At 70.9% G+C, this 22,086-nt stretch carries 19 protein-coding genes and 1 pseudogene; 12 read left to right on the forward strand and 8 right to left on the reverse strand.

Translation table 11 applies throughout. The annotated features are described in order from the left end of the window. Positions 1-311 precede the first annotated feature (311 nt). The 3 genes from AB0M26_RS21490 to AB0M26_RS21500 all read right to left on the reverse strand — a co-directional run bounded on the left by AB0M26_RS21490 (position 312) and on the right by AB0M26_RS21500 (position 4,902). Positions 312-1,136, reverse strand: a complete 825-nt coding sequence (locus tag AB0M26_RS21490; protein ID WP_365263415.1) for a PhzF family phenazine biosynthesis protein — start codon at positions 1,134-1,136, stop codon at positions 312-314. 224 nt (positions 1,137-1,360) lie between these two features. Then, positions 1,361-4,078 carry a molybdopterin cofactor-binding domain-containing protein gene (locus AB0M26_RS21495; RefSeq protein WP_365263416.1) on the reverse strand — a complete coding sequence of 906 codons (2,718 nt, stop codon included), beginning with the start codon at positions 4,076-4,078 and terminating at the stop codon, positions 1,361-1,363. Then, a complete protein-coding gene (locus AB0M26_RS21500) occupies positions 4,075-4,902 on the reverse strand; it encodes an FAD binding domain-containing protein (RefSeq protein ID WP_365263417.1) in 828 nt (275 codons plus the stop codon). Before AB0M26_RS21500 ends, AB0M26_RS21495 begins: the two co-directional genes overlap by 4 nt. A gap of 829 nt (positions 4,903-5,731) precedes the next feature. Between AB0M26_RS21500 and AB0M26_RS21505 the strand changes: the two genes are divergently transcribed. Together AB0M26_RS21505 and AB0M26_RS21510 are read left to right on the forward strand one after the other, a co-directional pair. Beyond that, positions 5,732-6,334, forward strand: a complete 603-nt coding sequence (locus AB0M26_RS21505; protein WP_365263418.1) for a PadR family transcriptional regulator — start codon at positions 5,732-5,734, stop codon at positions 6,332-6,334. Between the two features lie 83 nt (positions 6,335-6,417). Then, positions 6,418-6,675: a fibronectin type III-like domain-contianing protein gene (locus AB0M26_RS21510; protein ID WP_365263419.1), complete on the forward strand. Its 258-nt coding sequence runs from the start codon at positions 6,418-6,420 to the stop codon at positions 6,673-6,675. 188 nt (positions 6,676-6,863) lie between these two features. On the opposite strand, the gene AB0M26_RS21515 is transcribed toward AB0M26_RS21510, so the two are convergent. Further along, complete coding sequence (locus tag AB0M26_RS21515) at positions 6,864-7,292, reverse strand: SRPBCC family protein (RefSeq protein WP_365263420.1); 429 nt, start codon at positions 7,290-7,292, stop codon at positions 6,864-6,866. Between the two features lie 259 nt (positions 7,293-7,551). Between AB0M26_RS21515 and AB0M26_RS21520 the strand changes: the two are divergent. The 3 genes and pseudogenes from AB0M26_RS21520 to AB0M26_RS21530 form a co-directional block, all read left to right on the forward strand. Further along, a pseudogene (locus AB0M26_RS21520) lies at positions 7,552-8,025 on the forward strand (Clp protease N-terminal domain-containing protein); the annotation flags it as partial. 321 nt (positions 8,026-8,346) lie between these two features. After that, the gene (locus AB0M26_RS21525; RefSeq protein WP_365263421.1) at positions 8,347-9,423 is read left to right on the forward strand and encodes an EamA family transporter; all 1,077 of its coding nucleotides are present in this window, start codon (positions 8,347-8,349) and stop codon (positions 9,421-9,423) included. 164 nt (positions 9,424-9,587) lie between these two features. Then, on the forward strand, positions 9,588-10,664 hold the full coding sequence (locus AB0M26_RS21530; RefSeq protein ID WP_365263422.1) for an EamA family transporter: 1,077 nt from the start codon (positions 9,588-9,590) through the stop codon (positions 10,662-10,664). Between the two features lie 368 nt (positions 10,665-11,032). Here AB0M26_RS21530 and AB0M26_RS21535 read toward each other — a convergent pair whose 3' ends face one another. Next, positions 11,033-11,719: a pyridoxamine 5'-phosphate oxidase family protein gene (locus tag AB0M26_RS21535; RefSeq protein ID WP_365263423.1), complete on the reverse strand. Its 687-nt coding sequence runs from the start codon at positions 11,717-11,719 to the stop codon at positions 11,033-11,035. 36 nt (positions 11,720-11,755) lie between these two features. On the opposite strand from AB0M26_RS21535, the gene AB0M26_RS21540 reads away from it, so the two are divergent. Then, the gene (locus AB0M26_RS21540) at positions 11,756-13,087 is read left to right on the forward strand and encodes an aminotransferase class I/II-fold pyridoxal phosphate-dependent enzyme (RefSeq protein ID WP_365263424.1); all 1,332 of its coding nucleotides are present in this window, start codon (positions 11,756-11,758) and stop codon (positions 13,085-13,087) included. Between the two features lie 237 nt (positions 13,088-13,324). Here AB0M26_RS21540 and AB0M26_RS21545 read toward each other — a convergent pair whose 3' ends face one another. Continuing rightward, a complete protein-coding gene (locus AB0M26_RS21545) occupies positions 13,325-14,344 on the reverse strand; it encodes a DMT family transporter (protein WP_365263425.1) in 1,020 nt (339 codons plus the stop codon). 229 nt (positions 14,345-14,573) lie between these two features. Between AB0M26_RS21545 and AB0M26_RS21550 the strand changes: the two genes are divergently transcribed. Then, complete coding sequence (locus AB0M26_RS21550) at positions 14,574-15,479, forward strand: LysR family transcriptional regulator (RefSeq protein ID WP_365263426.1); 906 nt, start codon at positions 14,574-14,576, stop codon at positions 15,477-15,479. Positions 15,480-15,856: 377 nt separating this feature from the next. Then, positions 15,857-17,284, forward strand: a complete 1,428-nt coding sequence (gene rox / locus AB0M26_RS21555) for a rifampin monooxygenase (protein WP_365263427.1) — start codon at positions 15,857-15,859, stop codon at positions 17,282-17,284. Positions 17,285-17,475: 191 nt separating this feature from the next. On the opposite strand, the gene AB0M26_RS21560 is transcribed toward rox, so the two are convergent. Then, on the reverse strand, positions 17,476-17,976 hold the full coding sequence (locus AB0M26_RS21560; protein ID WP_365263428.1) for a pyridoxamine 5'-phosphate oxidase family protein: 501 nt from the start codon (positions 17,974-17,976) through the stop codon (positions 17,476-17,478). A gap of 338 nt (positions 17,977-18,314) precedes the next feature. On the opposite strand from AB0M26_RS21560, the gene AB0M26_RS21565 reads away from it, so the two are divergent. Beyond that, positions 18,315-18,959 carry a cysteine hydrolase gene (locus tag AB0M26_RS21565; RefSeq protein ID WP_365263429.1) on the forward strand — a complete coding sequence of 215 codons (645 nt, stop codon included), beginning with the start codon at positions 18,315-18,317 and terminating at the stop codon, positions 18,957-18,959. Between the two features lie 33 nt (positions 18,960-18,992). On the opposite strand, the gene AB0M26_RS21570 is transcribed toward AB0M26_RS21565, so the two are convergent. Then, entirely contained in the window at positions 18,993-19,445 is a 453-nt protein-coding gene (locus AB0M26_RS21570) for a Rieske (2Fe-2S) protein (RefSeq protein ID WP_365263430.1), read from the reverse strand. Between the two features lie 406 nt (positions 19,446-19,851). Between AB0M26_RS21570 and AB0M26_RS21575 the strand changes: the two genes are divergently transcribed. The 3 genes from AB0M26_RS21575 to fabG all read left to right on the forward strand — a co-directional run bounded on the left by AB0M26_RS21575 (position 19,852) and on the right by fabG (position 22,074). Next, positions 19,852-20,676, forward strand: coding sequence for a HipA family kinase (locus tag AB0M26_RS21575; protein ID WP_365263431.1), 825 nt, complete (start codon positions 19,852-19,854; stop codon positions 20,674-20,676). Further along, on the forward strand, positions 20,673-21,068 hold the full coding sequence (locus AB0M26_RS21580; protein ID WP_365263432.1) for a DUF3037 domain-containing protein: 396 nt from the start codon (positions 20,673-20,675) through the stop codon (positions 21,066-21,068). The genes AB0M26_RS21575 and AB0M26_RS21580 overlap by 4 nt, the downstream gene beginning before the upstream one ends. A gap of 244 nt (positions 21,069-21,312) precedes the next feature. After that, positions 21,313-22,074 carry a 3-oxoacyl-ACP reductase FabG gene (gene fabG / locus AB0M26_RS21585; protein ID WP_365263433.1) on the forward strand — a complete coding sequence of 254 codons (762 nt, stop codon included), beginning with the start codon at positions 21,313-21,315 and terminating at the stop codon, positions 22,072-22,074. The last annotated feature ends 12 nt before the right edge of the window (positions 22,075-22,086 follow it).

The following is a 22,086-nucleotide window of genomic DNA, read 5'->3' on the forward strand; positions in this document are numbered from 1 at the left end:
TTCCCGTCCGCTGTGCTCCCCGTGTGGCCCTGTTCCCGTCCGCTGTGCTCCCCGTGTGGCCCTGTTCCCGTCCGCTGTGCTCCCCGTGTGGCCCTGTTCCCGTCCGCTGTGCTCCCCGTGTGGCCCTGCTCCCGTCCGGCCGCCGCCCCCCCGTCCGTCCGCTCCCGTCCGGCCGCGACCCGTCCGGCCGCCCCCCCCGTACGCGTCCTGCGCGACCGGTACGCAGCGCTCATGGTGGGCCTGCCGCTCCTGACCCTCGACCCGGCCTTCCGGTGCCGGCGGCCTCGCGCGAGGGCCCGCGGGCCTGGTGGTCAGGGGGCGGTGAGCAGTTCGCCGTCGATGACCGTGACCGCGGACCCCGAGAGCAGGGTGCGGTCACCGCGTAGGGAGGTGCGCACGAGCCCGGTCCTCGCCGACGCCTGGAGACCGGTCAGGTCGTCGCGGCCCAGTCGGGCGGACCAGAACGGAGCCAGCGCCGTGTGTGCACTGCCCGTCACCGGGTCCTCCTCGATGCCGACGGCAGGTCCGAAGAACCGGGAGACGAAGTCGTACCCGCCGTCCGGGTCTTCGGGCGGGGCGGTGGCGATGATCCCGCGGTGACCGAGCCCGGCGACGGCGGCGAGGTCGGGCGCGAGAGTGCGTACGGCTTTCTCACCGGGCAGTTCCACGAGTAGGTCCTCGATGTCGGGGCCGGTGTCGTGGGCGGAGAGCACCTCGCTTCCCAGGGCGGCGGCCGCATCGGCGCGGAGATCCTCGCGGGCCGTGAGCGGCGCGGTGGGGAAGTCCAGGGTGATCGAGCCGTCGTCGTGGGCGGTCGCGGTGAGCACGCCGCTGCGGGTGGCGAACCGGAGGGTGCCGGTCGCGGTGCCCGTGGTGTGCAGGACGTGGGCGGTGGCGAGCGTGGCGTGCCCGCACAGGTTCACCTCGGTGACGGGGGTGAACCAGCGCAGGCCCCAATCGGCTTCCCCGCCCGGGGGCAGGGGGTGCGCGAAGGCCGTCTCGGACAGGTTGACCTCCGCTGCGACGCGCTGCAGCCAGCGGTCGTCGGGGAAGCCGGTGGCGTCCAGGAGCAGCACCCCGGCCGGGTTCCCCGCGAAGGGACGGTCGGTGAAGGCGTCAACGATTCTGATGCGCATGGTCGCGAGCGTAGGGCGGGGGCGACAGCCGGGAACAAGGCCAATCACGACCTCCTGGACCTCTCCGGTGGTTCGCTGCTGCCACTCCGCGGCCGCGCCTGCAGGGCGTGACGAGGGCCGGGGGCCAAGTGGCCGTACGCGTACGGGCGGTGCCCGGTGGCGAATGTGGCGAAGTACCGCCGACAGGCGAGCAGGAGGATGGTGTCCGGTGGACCGACCGGGCCTCAGCCGGTCCGCACCGACTGCTTTTCGATGAGGCGGCTGTAGATCCGTTCCGGAGTCAGGGGCAGCGTGCGGTAGCGGACGTCCGTGGCGTCGTGGAGTGCATTCGCCAATGCGGGGGCCACCGGGTTGATGCAGCATTCGGCCACCCCCTTCGACCGCAACGGGCCGACGGAATCCGCCGAGTCCACCAGGAGGACGTCGGTACGGGGGACATCGGCGTAAGTGGGGATGCGGTAGTTGCGCAGGTTCGGGTTGACCATGACGCCATCCTCGTCGACGTGGTGGTTCTCGGTCAGCGTGAACCCGATTCCCTGGGCGACGCCGCCTTCCACCTGCCCCCGGACCTGTGCCGGGTTGATGACCACGGCGGCGTCGGTCGCCTGGACGCTGCGGAGGATCCGTATCTCACCCGTCACCTGATGGACGGCGATGCGGAACCCCTGCGTATTGGAGGTGACGCTCCGAGGCGAGCCGTAGGCCTTGCGGGCTGCGGTGAAGCGGATTCCCCGCCCCCGGGCCAGGGCGACGAGCTCGGCCAACGACACGCGCTGGTCGCCGCAGACGACGCTCTCGTCGGCCATCGAGCACATCACGAGATGGACGCCGGTGTGGGCGGCAGCGAACTCCAGAATGCGGTCGCGCACGGCGTTGGCCGCGCGGAGCACCGCATTGCCCGATACGAAGAGACCCGCACTCGCAAAGGCGCCGGTGTCGAATCCGGTGCGGTCGGTGTCGGATTGCACCAGCCGAATCCGCGACGGCGTCGTGCCCAGCTGATTGGCCGCGATCTGGACGTGGGCGGTCGAGGTGCCTTCGCCGAACTCGACCGTTCCGACGGCCAGTTCGTACACGAGATCGTCGCCGAGCGTGACCCAGGCCTCCGAGACGTGCTCGGTCGGCGGCGCGGTTTCGTGCACGGAACTCGCGACACCGGTCCCTACGAGCCACCCGGGGCCGGGGGGCGGCTCATCGGCCGTACGGGCCAGGGCGTCATCCACCAGATCGATGCACTTCGCCAAGCCGTCCTCGGTGAACGTCACGTCGTCGGGGCCGTCATCCATGGCGACGAGTGGATCACCCGGCCGCACGACATTGCGGCGCCGCAATTCGCAGGGATCCATGTGCAATGCGCGTGCCAGTTCGTCCATCGCCGACTCCACGGCGAAGGCCGGTTGCGTCATCCCGTAGCCGCGCAGTGCCCCGCTCGGAACGGTGTTCGTGTAGACGGAGAAGGCGTCGTACTTCTTGTTGGGGCAGCGATAGATCATGACGGCGGCACCGCCTGCGTACAGCGTTTCGCCGCCGTGGTTGCCATAGGCGCCCGTGTTCGACACATTGCGCACCTGGAACGCGGTGAGCGTTCCGTCGGCCCTCGCGCCGAGCCGGATCGTCAGGGCCATCGGGTGCCGTGGGGAGGCCGTGGTGAACTCCTCCTCGCGGGTGTACTCCAGGCAGACGGGGCGTCCGGTGTCCAAGGTGGCGAGGGCGACCAGGTCCTCCGAGATGACTTCCTGTTTGCCGCCGAAGCCGCCCCCGACGCGTTTGCAGAACACGCGGAGCTGGTCGGGGCGCAACGCGAACAGATAGGCCAGTTTGCCTTTCGCGATGGACGGCGATTGCGAACTGGTGCGGACGTTGAGACGACCGTCCTCCATCCATGCGATCGAGCCGTGGGTCTCGAGATGCGCGTGCTGCACCCGCGGTGAGACGTACGTGCCTTCATGGATCACATCCGCTTCTGCGAATCCGGCGTCGATATCGCCGATGTGCCCATGGAGCTCGAGGAGGATGTTGCGGACCGGATCGCGGACGAACGGGTCGTTTGTGCCGTGCAGTTGTGGTGCCCCCTCGGCCATGGCCTCTTCGGGGTCGAACACCGAGGGCAGTACCTCGTATTCGACGGCGACCCTGCGGCAGCCCTCTTCCGCCGCGCCGGGCGTGTCGGCCAGGACCGCAGCGACGCGCTGCCCGGCGAAGCGGACCCTGTTGTCGAGCATGAACGTGTCGTCGGGATCGACGAGATGGTCGGTGTGGATCGCCGTCGTGAACCGCTTGCGCGGCACATCTTCCCAGGTGTAGACGCGATGCACGCCCGGAACAGCGAGTGCGGCGCTCTTGTCGATCGAGACGATCCGGGCGTGTGCGTGGGGTGAGTGCAGCACCTTGAGGTGCAGCATTCCTTCGATGTGGGTGTCCATCGTGAATTCCGCGTGACCGGTCACCACGTCGTTGGCCGCCGGTGCACGTACGCTTGTCCCGACCGCCTTTCCCGGCCGGGCAGTCTCCACACCGACGACGCCTTTCACGGCATCCTCGATCGCTCGATAGCCGGTGCAACGGCACAGATTGCCCTTCAACGCCCGTGGCAGATCCGCTTTCTGGGCCTCGGTGAACGTCGCCGACGTCATGATCATTCCTGCTGTGCAGAAACCGCACTGGAACCCGGGGGCGTCGCGGAACTGCTGCTGCATCGGGTGCAGATTTCCGGGTGCTCCGATGCCCTCGATCGTCGTCACCGCATGACCGTCGGCGCGGAACGCGGGGGTGATGCAGCTGTGTACGGGTTTGCCGTCCAGCCACACCGTGCACGCGCCGCAATCACCCGCGTCGCAGCCCTTCTTGACGCCGTGGTGGCCGAGTGAGCGGAGGAACGTGCGCAGGCACTGACCGGGGGCCGGTTCCTCGTCGAAGCTTCTGCCGTTCACGATGTAGGTCATGCCTGGCCCCCGGTGTTGAGTTCGCGACGAATCTCTTCGGCGAAGTGGTGTGTCAGATGGCGGCGGTGGTCGGGGGTCCCGTTGGGATCCGCGAACCAGGTATCGCCGGGGATGACGTCGATGCTCTGCCGTAGAGTCCGGGCATCGGGCAGGGCGTCGAAAGCAATGCGCACAGGCCGCGTGGTCCCGGCTGTGATGGTGAGCAGCAGATCGCCCGTGCCCGGCGTCCGAGTTCCGATGAGGAATACCGTCGAACGCCCGATGTGGGTGAGTTCGAAGCGGCGGTGTGCGGTGCGTTTCCTCAGGGCGCGCGCGGGGATGTGGACGCGCCGCAGGATTTCCCCGGGAGCAAGAATGTTCTGATTGTTGCCGGTCACGAAGTCGAGGGCGTCGACGGTGCGCGCGGACCCGTCCGTAGCCCACAGTTCGTACTGCGCCTCGAGCGCCACCGTCAGCGTGATCATGGGACCGGCGGGCAACGACATGCAGATATTGCCTCCGACGGTCGCCGAGTTCCACACCTTGAACGAGGACAGGAACGCCTCGCAACTTTTCGTGATCAAAGTGCCCGCGGTCCATTCATCCGGCGGGGCAAAGGCATACAGATCGCGGATGGTGCACGTGGCGCCGATTTCGAGACCCGTGTCGTTCGGGACGAGGGGATCCCAACGCAGCGATGTCAGATCGATCAGGCGGCGCAGGTCCGGCTGTTCCACGGAAAAGAGCCACGTTCCGCCGGCGAGCCAGGCGTCGCCTTCCCGCCAGTCCACGCCCGGCCGGTCGGTCGGTCGCCGGACGACTTCGGTGATGGTGTTGAGGTCCATGGGAACTGATCTCCCTCACGACGATTCAGTCGTCCGACGGACCGCCTACCGAACTCGGTCAACCAGCACGTGGCGCTATCGGTGTTTCCCGGCAACGCCCGTCTCCCAGGTGTTGTTGTGCGGCCAGGGCGGCGAACGCGCTTTTCTTGTACGGTCATTCGGCTCGGCGCACTCGCCGAATACCGGCGTGTCACGCTACGCGCTGGAAGCGGCACGACCTCGAGCGCAGAGATACCGATGACCGCCGCCGCGGTCCGACTGTTCGAGGAGCGACCGACGGGCGCTGAAATTCCTTATCCATCATATGCAGGGTGGTCAGGCCTCGCCATGTCGGGAGGGCGGCGCGAAGCGTTCGCGTCCGGTTCATCGTCCCGCTCACGCGATGGTGACTCCCGCGGTGGGAGCGGTGATGGCACGGTGGCGGTCAAGTCGCCCTGGCCCAGGGGGCGTTGCCGCCCTCGCTACGGAGCCGCGCTGTTCCCGGGCGTCAGGGCGGACCGCGGGGCGCGGTGACACGGCCCTGTGCCCGTGGCGGGGCCGGCCTGCGTGCGTGGCGGGGCTGACGGATGCCTGCGGCGGGGCAGACCTGCCTGCGTGGCGGGGCCGACCGATGGCGAGGCTCGCCCCGGTCCCGGGCGAACGCTCGCCCCGATCCAGGGCGCTCGGCTTGGCCCAGGGCAGAGGCTCCGCCGTCCCGGCATGGCGTCCGCCAGGGCGGGAGAGGCATCGGCGCGCCAGGAAGCCGGCTTCTGTCGGGGGCTTGTCGTACGAGCGATCCCGATATATCGTTGAGGCATCGCGACAGATCAACGATGGAAGGAGCGTCATCATGCGTTCTCACGGACATGGACACGGAGCACACGAACACTGCGGGCCCGGTCATGCGGGCCGGGGTGAGTTCGATGCACGGCGAGGGGCGTTCGGCCCCTTCGGCCCGCCCTTTGGGGGGCCGCCTCCCTGGGGCGGTCGCGGGCGCGGCGGACCGCGCGGAAGGGCGCGGCGCGGCGATGTGCGTGCGTCAATCCTCGCGCTGCTCAAGGACCGCCCGATGCACGGGTACGAAATGATCCAGGAGATCGCCGAGCGCAGCGGCGGGGCATGGAAGCCGAGCCCAGGCTCGGTCTATCCGACCCTGCAGCTCCTGGAGGACGAAGGCCTGATCAGCAGCACGAGCGACGGCGGCAAGAAGCTCTTCGAGCTCACCGAGGCCGGCCGCGCCGAGGCGGACGCCGGCCCCGAGGCTCCCTGGGAGCAGGCCGGGCGCGGTGTCGACTGGGAGGCCATGAACGAGATCCGGAAGGCGGGCGGAGGGCTCGTCGAGGCGTTCCGTCAGGTGTGGGCCACCGGCACCCCGGAGCAGCGGGACAAGGCCCTCGCGGTCGTCAACAAGGCCCGGAAGGAGCTGTATCTGATCCTCGCCGAGGAGGACTGACCGGGTATCACATGGCCAAATCCGGCCGCGATAAGCCGAGTTGACGGTTCGTCCGCCCGCCGGGCGGCGGCCTCGCGCTGAACATGCGCGACGGCGACCTGGTGGTCCCCGTGTACGTGTCGCGCCCGGTGAGCGACGTCGTGGCGCCCGCGCGGAAGCTGGCCGCCTTCACCAAGGCGGCACTCGAGGCGGGCCGGTCGAGAACGGTCGTGTGGACGGTCCCCGCACGCATGCTCGCTGTCACGCCCGGCGACATCGACGGGGCGGGGACTCCGCGAGTCGAGCGCGGGGAGTACGAGTTCACCGCGGGCGGCCGCACCACGAAGGTGACGGTGCCCTGACGGTTTCAAGGTGCCCTGACGGTTTCAAGGTGCGCTGACGGTTTCAAGGGGCGGCATCTCCACGGGCCCGCCCCGACCCCTCCTGGCCACTTCGGAGAGGGATGCGCCCCAGGGGCGGCCCGCGGGCCGCCCCTCCCTCCCCGCCGGTCCTGTGCGGTGCGGCCAACGGCGCTCAAGTCGAGCGAGGGTTATGCGACCAGGCCGCCGAGCTTGCGCAGCGACTCGTTGAGCGCCGCGGTCGCCGAGTCCTTGAGCTTGCCCGCCATCAGCGAGACGGCCGCACCGGTGAACTCGCCGTCGATACGTACCCGCGTCCCGTCCCCGTCCGGCGTCAGCGCGTACCGCGTACCGACGTTCACGCCCATGGGGCCCTGGCCCTTGATGTGGAGCAGCCGGGCGGGCTCGCAGGCTGCGACGGTCCAGGTGACTTCGGCGGGGAAGCCCATGAGTCGCATGTTCTCCTCGAAGGTGGAGCCCGGTGCCAGGGACGAGGGGGCGCCCTTGGGGAAGCCGGTGTGCGTCGCGTTCCACTGCCCGTACGACGTGAAGTCCGTGAGCTGTTCCCAGACCTTCTCCGCCGGTGCCTCGATCCTTGTCTCGGCGCTGACCTCGGCCATACGACCACCCCTTCTCCGTCCGCTGCGTCGGGCGCTCGCGGACCGTAGCCCCGGGGGCTCGAACATTCAAGACTGACGTGACGTCAGATGCGTATTGTATCCGGCGGCTTGAGAGCGCGCTCATCCGCAGGGAGGAGATGCCGCCAAGGGTCCCCACCCCACGTGGTAGGGGCGGATGCTCCCTCCCGTGGATGTACCGGCCTTCAGGGACTGATGGGATGGGAGCGTGTACGACCGTTCGCTCCCGCCCCCTGCTGACCTGTCGACCCGCCCCGCACCCGGCGTTGGGGCCGGCGCGGTGCTGGCGCCGGTGGTCAGCGGTGCACGTCGGCGGGCGATCCGCGATACCGACCGCCAGGTCGACACGGCCCATCTCCTGCACACCCTCCTCGAAGCGGACCCGGAGGTCCGGGCGGTCGTCGGCGGCGGGCAGGTGGTCGCCCGGCTCCTCGGCTATCTCGTACAGCGCAGCATCGGCTACGGCCTCCGGTGGCGCGGTTCGGTCGAGGGCTCCCCGGGCGTACGCCCGGCCCGCGACGGCTTCGGCATCCCCGGCTGGTCACCGGCAGCAGCTGCAGCGTTGGACTGGGCCGAGCGGCGGGCGCGCGGCCGGGGCCTGCCGGGCGCCGAGGGGGTCGATCTGCTGGCGGCGCTGACCACAGATCCGGAGAGCCGCGCCGCGGAGGTGCTGCGCCGGGCCGGTGTCGATCGCGAACGGCTGTCGGGGCGGCTTCGTGACACGGTTCCGGCAACCGGTGGGCTCGGAGCCGGTGGTGACCCTGGACCGGTCCGCCGCGACACGGCCCCGGCCGGGGCGAAGGATGCGCTCCCGTCCCGGCGCGCGAGTGCGGCATCGGCGTTCCCGGGCGCGAGTGCGGCACCGGCGTCGATTCGCGCGAGTGCGGCACCGGCGGCCCGGCGCGCGAGTGCGGATCGGGCGCGGGTCGCGCATCCGCGCTCCGGCCGGGAGAGTCCGACCATGGGCGCGGGGGACTGAAGGGATGTCAGGGGTATCGGAGGTGACGCTCCTGTCGTTCGATGTCATCATGGCCGGATGCACGCGTCTCAGGGGAGGAGCGTCGGCCTTGGCCTCGCCTTGGTCTCGGCGTTCGCATTCGGTGGATCAGGGGTCGCGGCCAAACCGCTGATCGAGGCGGGGCTGGACCCGCTGCACGTGGTCTGGTTGCGCGCCGCAGGGGCGGCCCTCGTCATGCTGCCCGTTGCTTGGCGCCACCGTGCGCTGGTGCGCCAACGCCCAGCTCTGCTGGCCGGATTCGGACTGCTCGCCGTGGCGGGCGTACAGGCCTGCTACTTCGCGGCGATCTCCCGTATCCCTGTCGGGGTCGCCCTGCTCGTGGAATACCTGGGCCCCGCCCTGCTGCTGGGATGGGTCCGCTTCGTCCAACGGCGGCCGGTGAGCCGGGCGGCGGCCGTCGGCGTCGTGCTCGCCGTCGGCGGACTGGCCTGTGTCGTCGAGGTGTGGTCCGGTCTCGGGTTCGATGCGTTGGGCCTGTTGCTCGCGTTCGGTGCGGCCTGCTGCCAGGTGTCCTACTTCGTCCTCTCCGACCACGGCAGCGGTGGCGAGAACCCGGCCGACCCGATCGGCGTCATCGCGTACGGCCTGCTCATCGGTACGGGCTTCCTCACCGTCTTCGCCCGGCCCTGGACCATGGAATGGTCGCTGCTTGCGGGACAGGCCGACATGGACGGCACGGTGGTTCCGGCGGGCCTGCTCCTTGCCTGGGTCGTGCTTGTCGCCACCGTCGTCGCCTACTTCTCCGGTGTGTTGTCGGTCCGGCGCCTGTCGCCGCAAGTCGCCGGGGTCGTCGCCTGTCTGGAGGCGGTCGTCGCGACCGTACTGGCCTGGGTGATCCTCGGTGAGCACCTCGCTGCACCTCAGGTCGTCGGAGGGGCGGCCGTCCTGGCCGGGGCGTTCATCGCGCAGACCTCGACGCCGAAGGCTGCCTCCGGCGCTCCGGTGGCCGGTTCCGCGCCGGACCACGGCCCGTCCGGCGAGCGGGGCCCCGGGGCGGCAGTGGAACGAGGCATTGGGCCGTCCGGCGAGCCGGGTCCTGGGACGTCCGCTGAGCAGGGCGAAAGCGAGTTGCCCGAGACGAGCAGGGCGACGTAGGGTCCGCATCATGCATTCGACTGCGCTCGTTCTTCCGCCCCCCGCCGCCTGAGGCGGGCGGCCACTCCACGGAGGTTGTTCGACCCGGGCCTTGCCCGGGTCTGTCGCTGCTGCCCGCAGACGGAGCGTTCGCGACCCATCCTTCTTCCGCGGAGAACTCTCACGTGTCGAATGTGTCCTCTTCTGCTGCCGGTCTGCCCGTCGGGCGCGGCCTGTGCTATCTGATCGTCGCTGGTGTCGCCTGGGGGACTGCGGGCGCGGCGGCGGCCATGCTCTACCGGTTCAGCGACCTCGGCCCTGTCGCTCTGTCGTTCTGGCGCTATGTCGGCGGACTCGCCCTGCTGCTGTCCGCGCATACCGTGCGTGCCGGCGTACGGCTCAGGGGCCGCGCGCATGCCGTGCGTGCCGGCGTACGGCTCAGGGGCCGCGCGCATGCCGTGCGTGACGGCGTACTCAGGGGCCGCGCAGCCGTCGCCCCCGTACCCGTCGTGCCTGTCGTCGTCGCTGAGTCCCGGCGCCGGTGGGTCCTGCGCGTCGTCGGTACGGGCCTCGGCCTGACGGTCTTCCAGACCGCCTACTTCGCCGCGGTGCAGGCGACCGGGCTGGCGGTGGCCACCGTTGTCACGCTCGGCGCAGGGCCCGTCCTGATCGCCCTGTGCGCCCGGCTCGTCATGGCCGAACGCCTCGGCGGCGGAGGCGTCCTGGCCGTCTCGGGAGCGCTCGGCGGGCTCGCCGTGCTCGTGCTCGGCAGCGGGGGCGGTGTCGTGAAACCGCTCGGCGTCGTCCTTGCTCTGGTGTCGGCGGCGGGCTATGCCGCGATCACGCTGCTCACCCGCTGGCTCGGACGCACCGGTACGGGCCCCGACCCGCGCTCGACCACGGCCTGGGCGTTCGCCGTGGGCGCCGTGTGCCTGTTGCCGTTCGGCCTGGCGGAGGGACTGCTGCCGCACACGGCTGACCCGGTGCGGGTCCTGGTGCTGGTGCTGTACGTGGCAGCGGTGCCGACGGCGCTCGCGTATGCGCTGTACTTCGCCGGGGCGGCCGTCGTCCGCGCCGCGACCGCTTCCGTGATCATGCTCATCGAGCCGGTGAGCGCCGCCGTGATCGCGGTTGCGCTGCTGGGGGAGCGGCTCACCACGGCAACCGTCCTCGGCACCTGTCTCCTGCTGGTTGCCGTGGCCGGGCTCGCGGTGGCGGAGGCGCGGCTTGCGGCCGCTGCCCGAAGGCCGGCGACGTCCTGAGCGGACAGGCACCGGTCCCGCACGGACGTGTGCCGGCGTGCTCGGTCGTGTACCGGCCCCTGAGCGGGCGTGCGCCGAATCTGCTCGGACGTGTGCCGGGCGTGCTCGGACTGTGCCAGGCCCCTGAGAGGACCAGTGCCGAACCCGCTCGGAGATGTGCGGGCCATGAGTGGACGTGTGCCGGGTCTTGAGCGGGCGCATGCCGTTCTCGGGTCGGCGAGTGCCCCGCGCCGTCCGTCAGCGCTCCGGTGGCGGTGTCGGACGGACGGGGCTCGGCGGTTGCGGGCGGCTTTCCGTCCCCCGCCACGCCGTCGCCTCAACCTGTCTGTCCTGAGGGCAGTTTGGGGACCACGGCTCGAAGGGAGAGGTCAGAGCGCCTTCAGGTAGTCCGGCAGCGCGACGGCCGGGTCGAGGTCGTCGGCCGGGACCGGTGCCCCGTAGCCGCGCGTGAGCGGTACGACCCCGCTCCAGTGGGGAAGGGCGAGATCCTCGGGGTCGTCGCCCGGCCCACCCGTCCGCACCTTCGCCGAGACCTCCTCCAGGTCCAGCCGGATGACGGCCGTGGCGGCGAGCTCCTTGGCGTTCGCCGGGCGGGAGTCCGCCGCGCGGCCTGGTACGACGTGGTCGACGATCGCCTCCAGAGCCTCGGACCGCTCGGCGGCGTCGGTGACCGTCCGGGCGGTCCCGTGCACCACCACGGAGCGGTAGTTGACGGAGTGGTGGAAGGCGGACCGTGCGAGCACCAGGCCGTCGACATGCGTCACGGTCAGGCACACGGGCAGTCCCGGGTCGGCCCCGCCGCTCATCCGCAGCGGACGGGAGCCCGTGGACCCGTGCACGTAGAGGCGCTCGCCCATGCGGGCGTAGAGCGTGGGCAGGACGACGGGCGCGCCGTCGCGGACGAAGCCGAGATGGCAGACGAAGCCCTCGTCGAGTATCGCGTGGACGCGTTCGCGGTCGTAGGCCGCGCGGTGGGGGGCGCGGGTCGGGACGGTGCGGCTGGTGGACTCGTACGCCGTCGGGGCCGCTTCCGCAGCGGCGGGGGTGTCCGGCATTTGCAAGCTCCATTGCACTAATGCATACTGTTGTTTGTGCTAGGAGAGTATCGGATCTCGGGCCGGCGTGCAGCAGACATCGCGGCCAGCGTCGAACAGGCCGTCGGCGCAGGGGAGTTGAGCCCGAGTCAGCTTCTTCCGCCGTTGCGGGAGCTGGCCCGGCAGCTCGAGGTGAATCCGAATACGGTGGCAGCCGCGTACCGCACACTCCGGGACCGCGGAGTGATCGAGACGGCCGGCCGCCGCGGAAGCCGGGTGCGGTCGCGCCCCGCCAGCACGCCGCGGGAGGCGATCGGTGTCGCAGCCCCGCCCGGCGTCGTCGATGTGTCGATGGGCAACCCCGACGTCGCCCTCCTGCCCCCGCTCGGCGATGCGCTCGCCGCGGCGGCCGCCCGTCACGCCGGCCGTCCGACGCTGTACGGCGATGTGCCCGTTGTCGCGGAGCTGGAGGAGGCGGCCCGTGCCGCCTTTGCGTCGGACGGCGTGCCGGACGGCCCGGTCGCGGTCGCCTCCGGGGCGCTCGACGCCATTGAACGCGTGCTGGTCGCACACATCAGGCCCGGCGACGCGGTGGCGGTCGAGGACCCCGGCTGGGGCAGCGCACTGGACCTCATTCCGGCACTGGGGCTGCGCGCGGTCCCCGTGGCCGTGGATGACGACGGGCCGATGCCCCAGGACGTCGAGCGTGCTCTCCGTCAGGGCGCCCGCGCGCTCGTGATCACCTGCCGGGCGCAGAACCCGACCGGCGCCGCCGTCTCCGAACGGCGCGCGGCGGAGCTCCGTTCCGTTCTTCGGGAACGTCCGGAGACTTTGCTGATCGAGGACGACCACGGCCACGGCATCGTCGATCTCGCTCTCCATCCACTGGCCGGGCGGACGCGGCACTGGGTGTTCGTCCGCTCCACCGCCAAGGCCTACGGCCCCGATCTGCGCCTTGCCGTGCTCACCGGGGACGCCCTCACCATCGACCGCCTCCGCGGGCGTCAGCGCCTCGGCCCGGGGTGGGTCAGTCACCTCCTGCAGGACGCGGTCGTGCACCTGTGGCGCACAGGGGCCGTCGATCCACGGTCCGTTGCAGCCGCCTACGGGTCACGGCGGGACGCCCTGGTGCGCGCGCTGCGCGAGCGGGGGATCGCCGCGCACGGGCGCAGTGGGATGAACGTCTGGGTGCCTGTTCCCGACGAGACGGGAGCCGTCGCCCGGCTGCTGCAGGCGGGCTGGGCCGTCGCCCCCGGGGCGCGCTTCCGTATGTCCTCGCCGCCGGGGGTGCGGGTGACCGTTTCGCCCTTGCCGGCCGACGACATCGAGGCCGTCGCGGATGCGTTGGCTTGCGCGAACGCGTCTGCGCCCGCGGGGCGCTACGGCTGAGGACCGGCAGTCAATCCCCGTCGGGGGCGGGGCGGCTCGCGGCCCTGCCGGTCACCGGTCCGCGTGGTCGCCTGTCCTGCCGGTCACGTCCGCCTGGTCACCTGTCCTGCCGGTCACCGGTCCGCGCGGTCGCGTGTCCTGCCGGTCACGTCCGCGTGGTCACCCGTCCTGCCTGTTATCGGTCCGCGTGGTCGCCTGTCCTGCCGGTCACGTCCGCTTGGTCACCTGTCCTGCCGGTCACCGGTCCGCCTGGACGCCCGCCATGCCGGTCCGGTGACCGGCAGGACTGCGAGCCGGACCGCCCTTCGCCATGATCGCTCCGCGCCCCGCGAACCGCCGTCTGCCCTGCGTCAACGCCGCGCCGACGAGCACGACCAGCGCGCCCACCGGTGTGTTCCAGGTGATCGCTTCTCCCAGCACCAGCACACCCGCGGCGGTCGCGACGACCGGGATGAAGTACGTCACCATGCTGGCGGTCGTCGGTCCTACCTCGGCCACCAGGCCGTACTGCAGGAGGAAGGCGAAGCCCGTCCCGAACGCCCCCAGGGCGAGGACCGACAGCAGCGGCAGTACGGGAAAGGCGCTGGGGAAGGTGGTGAACAGCGGGGTGACGAGGGCCAGTTGAGCGGTACCGAGCAGCAACTGGGAGCCGGACATGGCCAGGTGGGAATTCCCCGTACCGGCCAGCGTGCGCCGGACGTAGACCCAGCCGACCGCGTAGCTCAGCGAGGCGACCAGTGCCATGACCGTCCCCGCCGGGTCCTGCCCCGAGAAGCCCTGCCAGGCACCCAGGACGGTCAGCACCCCGGCGAAGCCGATGCCCAGGCCCACGACGCGGCGCCGGGTCGGCCGGTCCTCGGACAGTGCGACGATCGACAGCACCATGCCCCATAGCGGTGTGGTGGCGTTGCAGATGCCCGCGAGAGTGGACGGGATGGTCAGCTCCGCATACGCGAAAAGGCTGAAGGGGAGCCCGTTGAGGAAGAACGCCGCCACGGCCAGGTGCCCCCAGGTGCGGGCGCCGCGCGGCATGCGCTCCCGCCGGACGGCAAGGACGGCGATGAGCACCGCCGTACCGAAGACCATCCGCCCGAGCGTGACCTGCAGCGGTACGTACGCCTGGGTGCCGACCTTGATCAAGAGGAAGCTGAAGCCCCAGATCAGGGAGAGCACGGCGAACCGGATGCGCCAGTCAACGGCCGGGCGTCGCACGGGCGGTACGGAGGGCGAACCCGTCTCCGGTCCGGACCGGCCCATGGGCTTCGGAGGAGAAGCGGGAGGAAGGCCCCCGGCTCCTGGAGCTGCGGTTCCGGCCGCGACGGAAGCGGGCGCCGACGAGGCGGTGTGCGAGGCGGACGACGAAGCGGACTGCGGGGTGGATTCGGGGATTCGGGAGGTCGCGGCGGAGCTCATGCCCTCCACACTCACGCGGACGACTTGGTAGGACAAGCGAGTTTTCGTAGATGCATCGCTTAGTATTGCTTACATGTTGAACCTCGACCGCCTCAGGACCCTGGATGCCGTCGCCCGCCACGGTTCCGTGAGCGGTGCCGCAGAAGGGCTCCACGTCACCACCTCGGCAGTGTCCCAGCAGCTCGCGAAGCTGGAGCGCGAGGCGGGGCAGCAGCTGCTCGCCAAGAACGGCCGCGGCATCCGGCTCACCGACGCCGGCCGGCTGCTCGCGGAGCATGCGGCGCGGATCCTCTCCCAGGTCGAGCTGGCGCACTCGGATCTGGAGGCGCACCGCGGGCAGGCGGTCGGCGAATTGCTCCTGGGTGCGTTTCCCACTTCCGTACGCGGTCTCTTCCCCGGCACCATGGCCGTACTGCGCGCCGTCCACCCGCAGTTGAAGGTCCGGCTGCAGGAGCTCGAACCCGATGTGTCGGTTCCGCTCCTGGTGCGCGGGGACATCGATCTTGCCGTGGTCCTGGACTGGTACAACAAGCCGCTCTCCCTCCCCGACGGACTCGCCAAGGCGCCCCTGCTGGACGATCCCGCCGATGTCGCGATGCCCGCGGACCATCCGCTCGCGGGCCGGAGAGAGGTGGACCTCGAGGAATTCGCGGACGACGAGTGGATCTCCTGGCCCAAGGGCGAGTTCTGCCACGACTGGCTGATGTTCACGCTGCGCAGCAAGGGCGTCGAGCCGCGCATCACGCATACGGCCGAGGAGCACCACACCCAACTCACCCTGGTCGGCGCCGGGTTCGGCGTCGCCGTCGCACCGCGGCTCGGGCGCGGACCGGTTCCCGCCAACGTACGGGTGGTGCCCGTGCGTTCCACGATGCGGCGGCACATCTACGCGGTGTGGCGGGTGGACGCTGACCGCCGGCCCTCGATTCGCGCCGCGGTGGACGCACTGCGCAAGGCGGCGCTGGACGTGGATACCTGAGCGCAAGTGCCGTTGAGACCTGAGCGCAAGAGTCGTTGAGACCTGAGCGCACAAAAAGGAAAAGGCAAGGAGTTCCTACTCCTTGCCACTCTCAATGTATAGCGCACGGGGGGCCTTGCGGCAAGCCCCGGGTCGTGCCGCAGAATCGTCGGCCGAGGCCAGAAGCTGTGCAAATTCGCGTTTCGTGTAGTGCGTGTGCTGTTGTCGATGTATGTCGGGTGAGACGTGACGCCAATGGTGGATTCGCGCTACCGGTGGCCCTGAGTGCGGTTGCCGATACCCGGCGTGGACGCGCGGGAGTGCGCGCCGCCGCGCGGGGAGTCGAATGGCTGCGCGGAGTTGCTGGCCGATATGAACCATTGTCCAATGGGGGGCTCATGATTGACGTGATCGTTGCCGGCGGCGGACCGACCGGCATGATGCTGGCCAGTGAATTGCGACTGCACGGCGTGCACGTGCTCGTGCTGGAGAAGGAGCTGGAGCCGGCCAAAACGGTCCGTTCGCTCGGCCTGCACGTGCGCAGCATCGAGGTGATGGACCAGCGTGGCCTGCTTGAGCGGTTCCTCGCGCACGGCAAGCAGTACGCGCTCGGCGGCTACTTCGCCGGCATCGACAAGCCGTGGCCGGAGCGGATGGACACCGCACACGCGTACATCCTCGGCATCCCGCAGCCCACCACCGATCGCCTGCTGTCCGAGCGTGCCGCCGAGCTCGGCGCGGAGCTCCGGCGCGGCTGCGAACTGGTCGGGCTGAGCCAGGACGACGACGGGGTCACCGCCGAACTGGCCGACGGCACGCGGCTGCGCTCCCGCTATCTCGTCGGCTGCGACGGCGGCCGCAGCACGGTGCGCAAGCTGCTCGCTGTCGGCTTCCCCGGCGAACCCGCCAGGAACGAGTGGCTGCTGGGCGAGATGGAGGTGGCCGAGGAGCCGGAGACGCTGGCCGCCGTGGTGGCCGAGGTCCGCAAGACCCATCACAGGTTCGGCGCCGGGCCCGTCGGAGACGGGGTGTACCGCGTGGTCGTGCCCGCGGCGGGGGTGGCCGAGGATCGCACGGTCCCCCCGACCCTCGACGAGGTCAGACAGCGCCTGCGGGTTTTCGCCGGCACCGACTTCGGCGTGCACTCACCGCGCTGGCTGTCCCGGTTCGGCGACGCCACCCGGCTGGCCGAGAGGTACCGGACCGGTCGTGTGCTGCTGGCGGGCGACGCGGCGCACGTCCACCCGCCGCTGGGCGGGCAGGGACTCAACCTTGGTGTCCAGGACGCGTTCAACCTGGGCTGGAAACTGGCCGCCGAGGTCTGCGGCTGGGCACCGGAGGGGCTGCTGGACAGCTACCACACCGAACGACACCCGGTGGCCGCCGGCGTGCTGGACAACATCCGTGCGCAGTCCGAACTGCTCTCCCTCGAGCCGGGGCCCCAGGCCGTACGCCGGCTGATGGCCGAGCTGATGGACTTCGAGGAGGTCAACCGGTACCTGATCGAGAAGATCACCGCGATCGGGGTCCGCTACGACTTCGGTGAGGGACATGAACTGCTCGGCAGGCGGCTGCGGGACGTGGCGCTGAAGCGCGGTCGCCTCTACGCGTTGATGCACGGCGGCCGCGGGCTACTCCTCGACCAGACCGGCCGTCTTTCGGTGGCGGGCTGGGCGGATCGGGTGGACCACGTCGTCGACGTCAGCGAGGAGCTGGACGTGCCCGCTGCGCTTCTGCGGCCGGATGGTTACGTGGCCTGGGTCGGCGGCGACCAGCAGGAACTGCTCGGCCGGATGTCCAGGTGGTTCGGCAAGCCCGACAGCTGAACGCGAAGACAAGGGCAAAAAGGGCGGGCTGTTGTGACGGGAGGGGTGACATCCGGCGACATCCCCGGCGACGATCCCCGCCGAGCCGCACGAGTTCGTCAGGGGCGGCTGCCGCCGGGAGACGGCGCCGGTCATCGAGGACGACCCGTGCACCTGACGCACCGCGGTGGTGCTGCACGGCGCCGTCTCCGTCAGGAGTTCCGTTCCTCCGGTGAGGCCATCTTGCGGAAGTCCCAGGAGGCCACGGCGTCCGGGGTGAGCCGCAGCCAGGCGTGGCGGCCGTCGTGAGGCATCGTGTCGAGGCCGAAGTACTTCGCCGCGAACAACCGCTCCGGGTCCCGGAGTTCGGGGCATGCCTCGCCGGTACGCGGCGCCTCGCCCACGAGGACTGCGGGGCCCGACAGTTCGGCGCCCCGCAGCTTCCCGTAGTCGTGTCCGTCGTCGACCACCACTGCCGCGCGCGGTTGGCGGCGCAGATCGGCCCAACGGCGGCTGCGGGTGAGGGAGTACAGCCACAGCGACGTGCCGTCCCAGGCGAACCACAGCGGACTCACGTGCGGGCGCCCGTCCGGGGCCACCGTCGCGATCCGGCAGGTCCGCTGCTCCGTCAGGAAGGCGTCCAGCTCTTCGCCGGTCATCATGATCCGGCGTCCGCGCCGCTGCGTACCGGCTTCCCGCGGGGTGGCTTCCATCGGCCGTCCCTCTTTCAGGTTCTGATGGTGTGTCAGAAATAGCATGGGGCGCTCTTCCGAGTCGGCGCAAGTCCCGCTAACGTCCGGGCCTGACCGATGGATCGTGCGAGTGTGCGGATGGCCGAACCGGCGCCCTTGACCGGGCTCCGGCCGGCTGACCGTACGCCGGCACACCGACCGGACACCCGTACTGCGGACCCGGCACCCGCACGCCGAACGGACACCCGTACCGGAGCCCCGGCACCCGCACGCCGACCGGGCAGCGCAGCGGCTGATCGGGCTGCCGTACGGATGAAGGAGGCGCCGCCGTTGACGGTGCCGAACGAGTGGGGAGACACATGGGCTCGCGGGACCTGCCGGCCGGGGTGCTCGACCCGGCGACCACGGTGCTGCTCACCGTCGAGTGCCAGGAAGGCGTCGTCGGGCCGGTCAGCGCGCTCCCCGAACTCGCCGCGGAGGCACGGTCGTCCGGCGCCCTGGACAATGTCGCCCGGCTGGTCACCGCCGCCCGTGACGCCGGCGTCCAGGTGATGCACGCCGTGGCCGAGCGCCGTCCCGACGGACGCGGCGCGAACCGGAACGCGCGCCTGTTCCGCGCCGCCGAGCGGCTTCCCGTGCGGCAGCTCGCCGGTTCCGCGGCCGTACGCGTCGCCGCACCCGTCACGGTCGCGGAGGAGGATCTCGTCGTGCGGCGCCTGCACGGCCTGTCCCCGGTCGCCGGTACCGGCGTGGACGGCCTGCTGCGCAACCTCGGATGCCGCACTCTCGTCGTCACCGGGGTCTCCGCGAACGTCGCTGTCCCGGCGGCGGTCTTCGACGCGGTGAACCTCGGCTACACCGCCGTCGTACCGGCCGACGCCATCGCGGGCGTACCCCCCGAGTACACGCCCGCGATGGTGCGGCACACCCTCGCCCTGGTCGCAATGGTCACAGCGACGGACGAGGTACTGGCCCGCTGGAGCAGGCCGGACCGGTCCGCGTGAGGCGGACCGGCGGGATCCGGTCGGGCTCGGTGGTCACCCGAGCTTGATCGAATCCCCGTCCACGGTGACCTCCTTGCCCGGCAGCGGCTGTGTGGCCGGGCCCTTCTTCACGCTGCCGTCAGCGATGGCGAACTTGCTGCCGTGCAACGGGCAGTTGATGGTGCCGCCGGACACCTCGTTCAGCGCGCTGCCCTGGTGGGTGCAGATCGCCGCATAGGCCTTGAACTCGCCCTCCGTCGGCTGGGTGACCACCACCTTCTGGTCCGGGAACACCTTGCCGCCGCCGACGGGGATGTCGGCCGCCGCCGCGAGCGCGGCGCCCGCGCCGTCCCCGCCGGAGTCCGGTGCGGAGCTGTCCTCCTTCGGCTGCGATGCGTCACCGGAGTCGCCGCATGCGGCGAGCGCCGCGGCCAGACAGGTGGCCCCGGCCGCGGCGACCACGGCGCGTCGGCTCGCGTTCGGCCCGGTCCCCTCAGTTCCCGTCATGGTGCTTACGTCCCCTTCGCTGGCTGGGCGTCTTCCCTGACCGGCCCGCGCGGCCGGTTCGGTCCATCTGTACGGACCGGGGTGCTCAGGCGTTCAGATCGTCCGCGATACCGAGCGCCTCACGGAGGAAAACGATCTGGAGCAGGAGGAGATTCTCGGCCACATCCTCCGATGCCGCCAGATGCGTGACCCAGGAGGGCGGGGCGGACCCCGTGAGGGCGTCGCGCGGCCGCCGACGGCGCTGCCGAGAGAGGGAGGCGGCGCCGCCGAGTGCCGTGGGCTGTGCGCCACCCCTTGTCGTCGTCCGCGGTGCCGTGGGCGGGCATCAGCGGGCGCGGGAGCCGGTGGGCGTCCGAGGACGAGTGAGAGGCGTCCGCCCGCGGAAACGACTCACTAGCCTGGGGGGATGCTTCCCGAAGTCACCGCCACCCGCTACGTCACGCCCCTGCGGGAGGGCGGCTCGCTGCCGGGCATCGTCGAGGCCGACGATCTCGGCACGTACGTCATGAAGTTCACCGGCGCGGGCCAGGGCCGCAAGTCGCTGGTCGCCGAGGTCGTCTGCGGACAGCTCGGCCGCGCGCTGGGCCTGCGGGTCCCCGACCTCGTACGGATCCGGCTCGACCCGATCATCGGCCTCGCCGAGCCCGACGAGGAGGTGCAGGACCTGCTCAAGGCCAGCGGGGGCCTCAACCTGGGCATGGACTACCTCCCCGGCTCGCTGGGCTTCGACCCCCTCGCCTTCGAGCTCGGGCCCGAAGAGGCGGGGCGGGTGGTGTGGTTCGACGCCCTGATCAACAACGTCGACCGGTCATGGCGCAACCCCAACCTGCTCGTCTGGCACGAGGGGCTCTGGCTCATCGACCATGGGGCCACCATGATCTGGCACCACAACTGGCCCACCGCGGCCTCCTCGGTCGCCAAGCCGTACGACGCCTCCGACCACGTCCTGGCCCCTTTCGCGCCCGATGTGGCCGGGGCGGCCGCCGCACTCGTGCCGCTGGTCACGGAGGAGTTGCTGGCTTCCGTCGTGGCCGACGTCCCCGACGAGTGGCTCACCGACGAGCCCGGGTTCGCCGACCCCGACGCGGTGCGCAGTGCGTACGCGGAGGCGCTGGCCGCGCGGGCCGCGACGGTGCACACCCGGATCACGCTCGGCGCGCCCCGGGAGAAGCACCGGTCGCGGGCGCCGGAGTGGCTGCGCGTTTGGGTCGACGGAAAGGCCGCGACGTGACCGGGCCCCAGGGCGGACGCGATGTCTTCGAGTACGCGGTGCTGCGCGTCGTGCCGCGCGTCGAGCGCGGGGAGCTGATCAATGCGGGCGTGGTCGTCTACTGTCGCGCGCGGTCGTTCGTGACCGCTCGTACGCACCTCGACGAGGAGCGGCTGCGGGCGCTGGACCCGACGGCGGACGTGGCCGGCGTACGCGCCGCGCTGCGCGCCGTGGAGGGCGTGTGCCACGGCGGGGACGAGGCGGGCGCGGCGGGCGCGGACGACGCGGGGAGGCGGTTCCGCTGGCTGATCGCGCCGCGCAGTACGGTCGTCCAGCCAGGCCCGGTGCACTCTGGGCTGACGACGGATCCGGAGGCGGAGGTCGAGCGGCTGCTGGACCTGCTGGTGCGCTGAGCGGAAGGCCGTACCCGCCGTTTGAGTACGGCCGTCCGCTCAGCTGCGACCGTCCGCTCAGCTGCGGCCTCCGCTCAGCGCTGTGCGGGACGGGCCGTATGTCACCGGCCGCATGTGACATGCGACTGACATGGGGCATCGGTGTGGGCAGGGCCCGTTGACACAGGGTGCCGCGGCTTCTAGCGTTTCGTCCACCGACCTACTAAGCGGTTGCTCACTTCATTCGAGTCGAGGAGATTCCCGCATGTCCACCACCGAGCAGCGCGTTGCGATTGTGACGGGCGCAGCCCGAGGCATCGGCGCGGCGACCGCCGTGCGCCTGGCCGAGGAAGGCCGCGCCGTCGCCGTACTCGATCTCGACGAGGCGGCCTGCAAGGACACCGTGGAGAAGATCACGGCGGCCGGTGGCAGGGCCATCGCCGTCGGTTGCGACGTCTCCGACGCCGAACAGGTCGAGGCCGCGGTCGCGCGCGTGGCCTCCGAGCTCGGCGCGCCCACGGTCCTGGTCAACAACGCGGGCGTGCTGCGCGACAACCTCCTGTTCAAGATGAGCGAGGCGGACTGGGACACGGTCATGGGAGTGCATCTCAAGGGCGCGTTCCTGATGACGCGCGCCTGTCAGAAGCACATGGTGGACGCCGGGTTCGGCCGGGTCGTCAACCTCTCCAGCAGCTCGGCGCTGGGCAACCGCGGCCAGGTCAACTACTCGGCCGCGAAGGCCGGTCTGCAGGGCTTCACCAAGACGCTCGCCAAGGAGCTGGGCAAGTTCGGGATCACCGCCAACGCCGTCGCCCCCGGCTTCATCGCCACCGACATGACCGCTGCCACGGCGGAGCGCGTCGGCATGGGCTTCGAGGACTTCCAGGCCGCGGCCGCCACACAGATCCCGGTCCAGCGCGTCGGGCGCCCCGAGGACGTCGCCAACGCCATCGCGTTCTTCGCGGGCGACGCGGCGGGCTTTGTCTCCGGCCAGGTCATGTACGTGGCCGGCGGCCCGCTCAACTGAACGGAACGGACA

The organism is Streptomyces sp. NPDC051776 (assembly GCF_040681345.1).
Lineage (GTDB): Bacteria > Actinomycetota > Actinomycetes > Streptomycetales > Streptomycetaceae > Streptomyces.

What these genes read in the sequence shown, in the direction of transcription:
- AB0M26_RS21575 (WP_365263431.1), top strand. Translation starts at nt 19,852, where the DNA reads ATGCTTCCCGAAGTCACCGCCACCCGCTACGTCACGCCCCTGCGGGAG.
- AB0M26_RS21570 (WP_365263430.1), bottom strand. Translation starts at nt 19,445, where the DNA reads ATGACGGGAACTGAGGGGACCGGGCCGAACGCGAGCCGACGCGCCGTG.
- AB0M26_RS21515 (WP_365263420.1), bottom strand. Translation starts at nt 7,292, where the DNA reads ATGGCCGAGGTCAGCGCCGAGACAAGGATCGAGGCACCGGCGGAGAAG.
- AB0M26_RS21525 (WP_365263421.1), top strand. Translation starts at nt 8,347, where the DNA reads ATGCACGCGTCTCAGGGGAGGAGCGTCGGCCTTGGCCTCGCCTTGGTC.
- AB0M26_RS21560 (WP_365263428.1), bottom strand. Translation starts at nt 17,976, where the DNA reads ATGGAAGCCACCCCGCGGGAAGCCGGTACGCAGCGGCGCGGACGCCGG.
- AB0M26_RS21510 (WP_365263419.1), top strand. Translation starts at nt 6,418, where the DNA reads ATGCGCGACGGCGACCTGGTGGTCCCCGTGTACGTGTCGCGCCCGGTG.
- AB0M26_RS21545 (WP_365263425.1), bottom strand. Translation starts at nt 14,344, where the DNA reads ATGGGCCGGTCCGGACCGGAGACGGGTTCGCCCTCCGTACCGCCCGTG.
- AB0M26_RS21550 (WP_365263426.1), top strand. Translation starts at nt 14,574, where the DNA reads ATGTTGAACCTCGACCGCCTCAGGACCCTGGATGCCGTCGCCCGCCAC.
- AB0M26_RS21565 (WP_365263429.1), top strand. Translation starts at nt 18,315, where the DNA reads ATGGGCTCGCGGGACCTGCCGGCCGGGGTGCTCGACCCGGCGACCACG.
- AB0M26_RS21535 (WP_365263423.1), bottom strand. Translation starts at nt 11,719, where the DNA reads ATGCCGGACACCCCCGCCGCTGCGGAAGCGGCCCCGACGGCGTACGAG.
- AB0M26_RS21500 (WP_365263417.1), bottom strand. Translation starts at nt 4,902, where the DNA reads ATGGACCTCAACACCATCACCGAAGTCGTCCGGCGACCGACCGACCGG.
- AB0M26_RS21490 (WP_365263415.1), bottom strand. Translation starts at nt 1,136, where the DNA reads ATGCGCATCAGAATCGTTGACGCCTTCACCGACCGTCCCTTCGCGGGG.
- fabG (WP_365263433.1), top strand. Translation starts at nt 21,313, where the DNA reads ATGTCCACCACCGAGCAGCGCGTTGCGATTGTGACGGGCGCAGCCCGA.
- AB0M26_RS21505 (WP_365263418.1), top strand. Translation starts at nt 5,732, where the DNA reads ATGCGTTCTCACGGACATGGACACGGAGCACACGAACACTGCGGGCCC.
- rox (WP_365263427.1), top strand. Translation starts at nt 15,857, where the DNA reads ATGATTGACGTGATCGTTGCCGGCGGCGGACCGACCGGCATGATGCTG.
- AB0M26_RS21495 (WP_365263416.1), bottom strand. Translation starts at nt 4,078, where the DNA reads ATGACCTACATCGTGAACGGCAGAAGCTTCGACGAGGAACCGGCCCCC.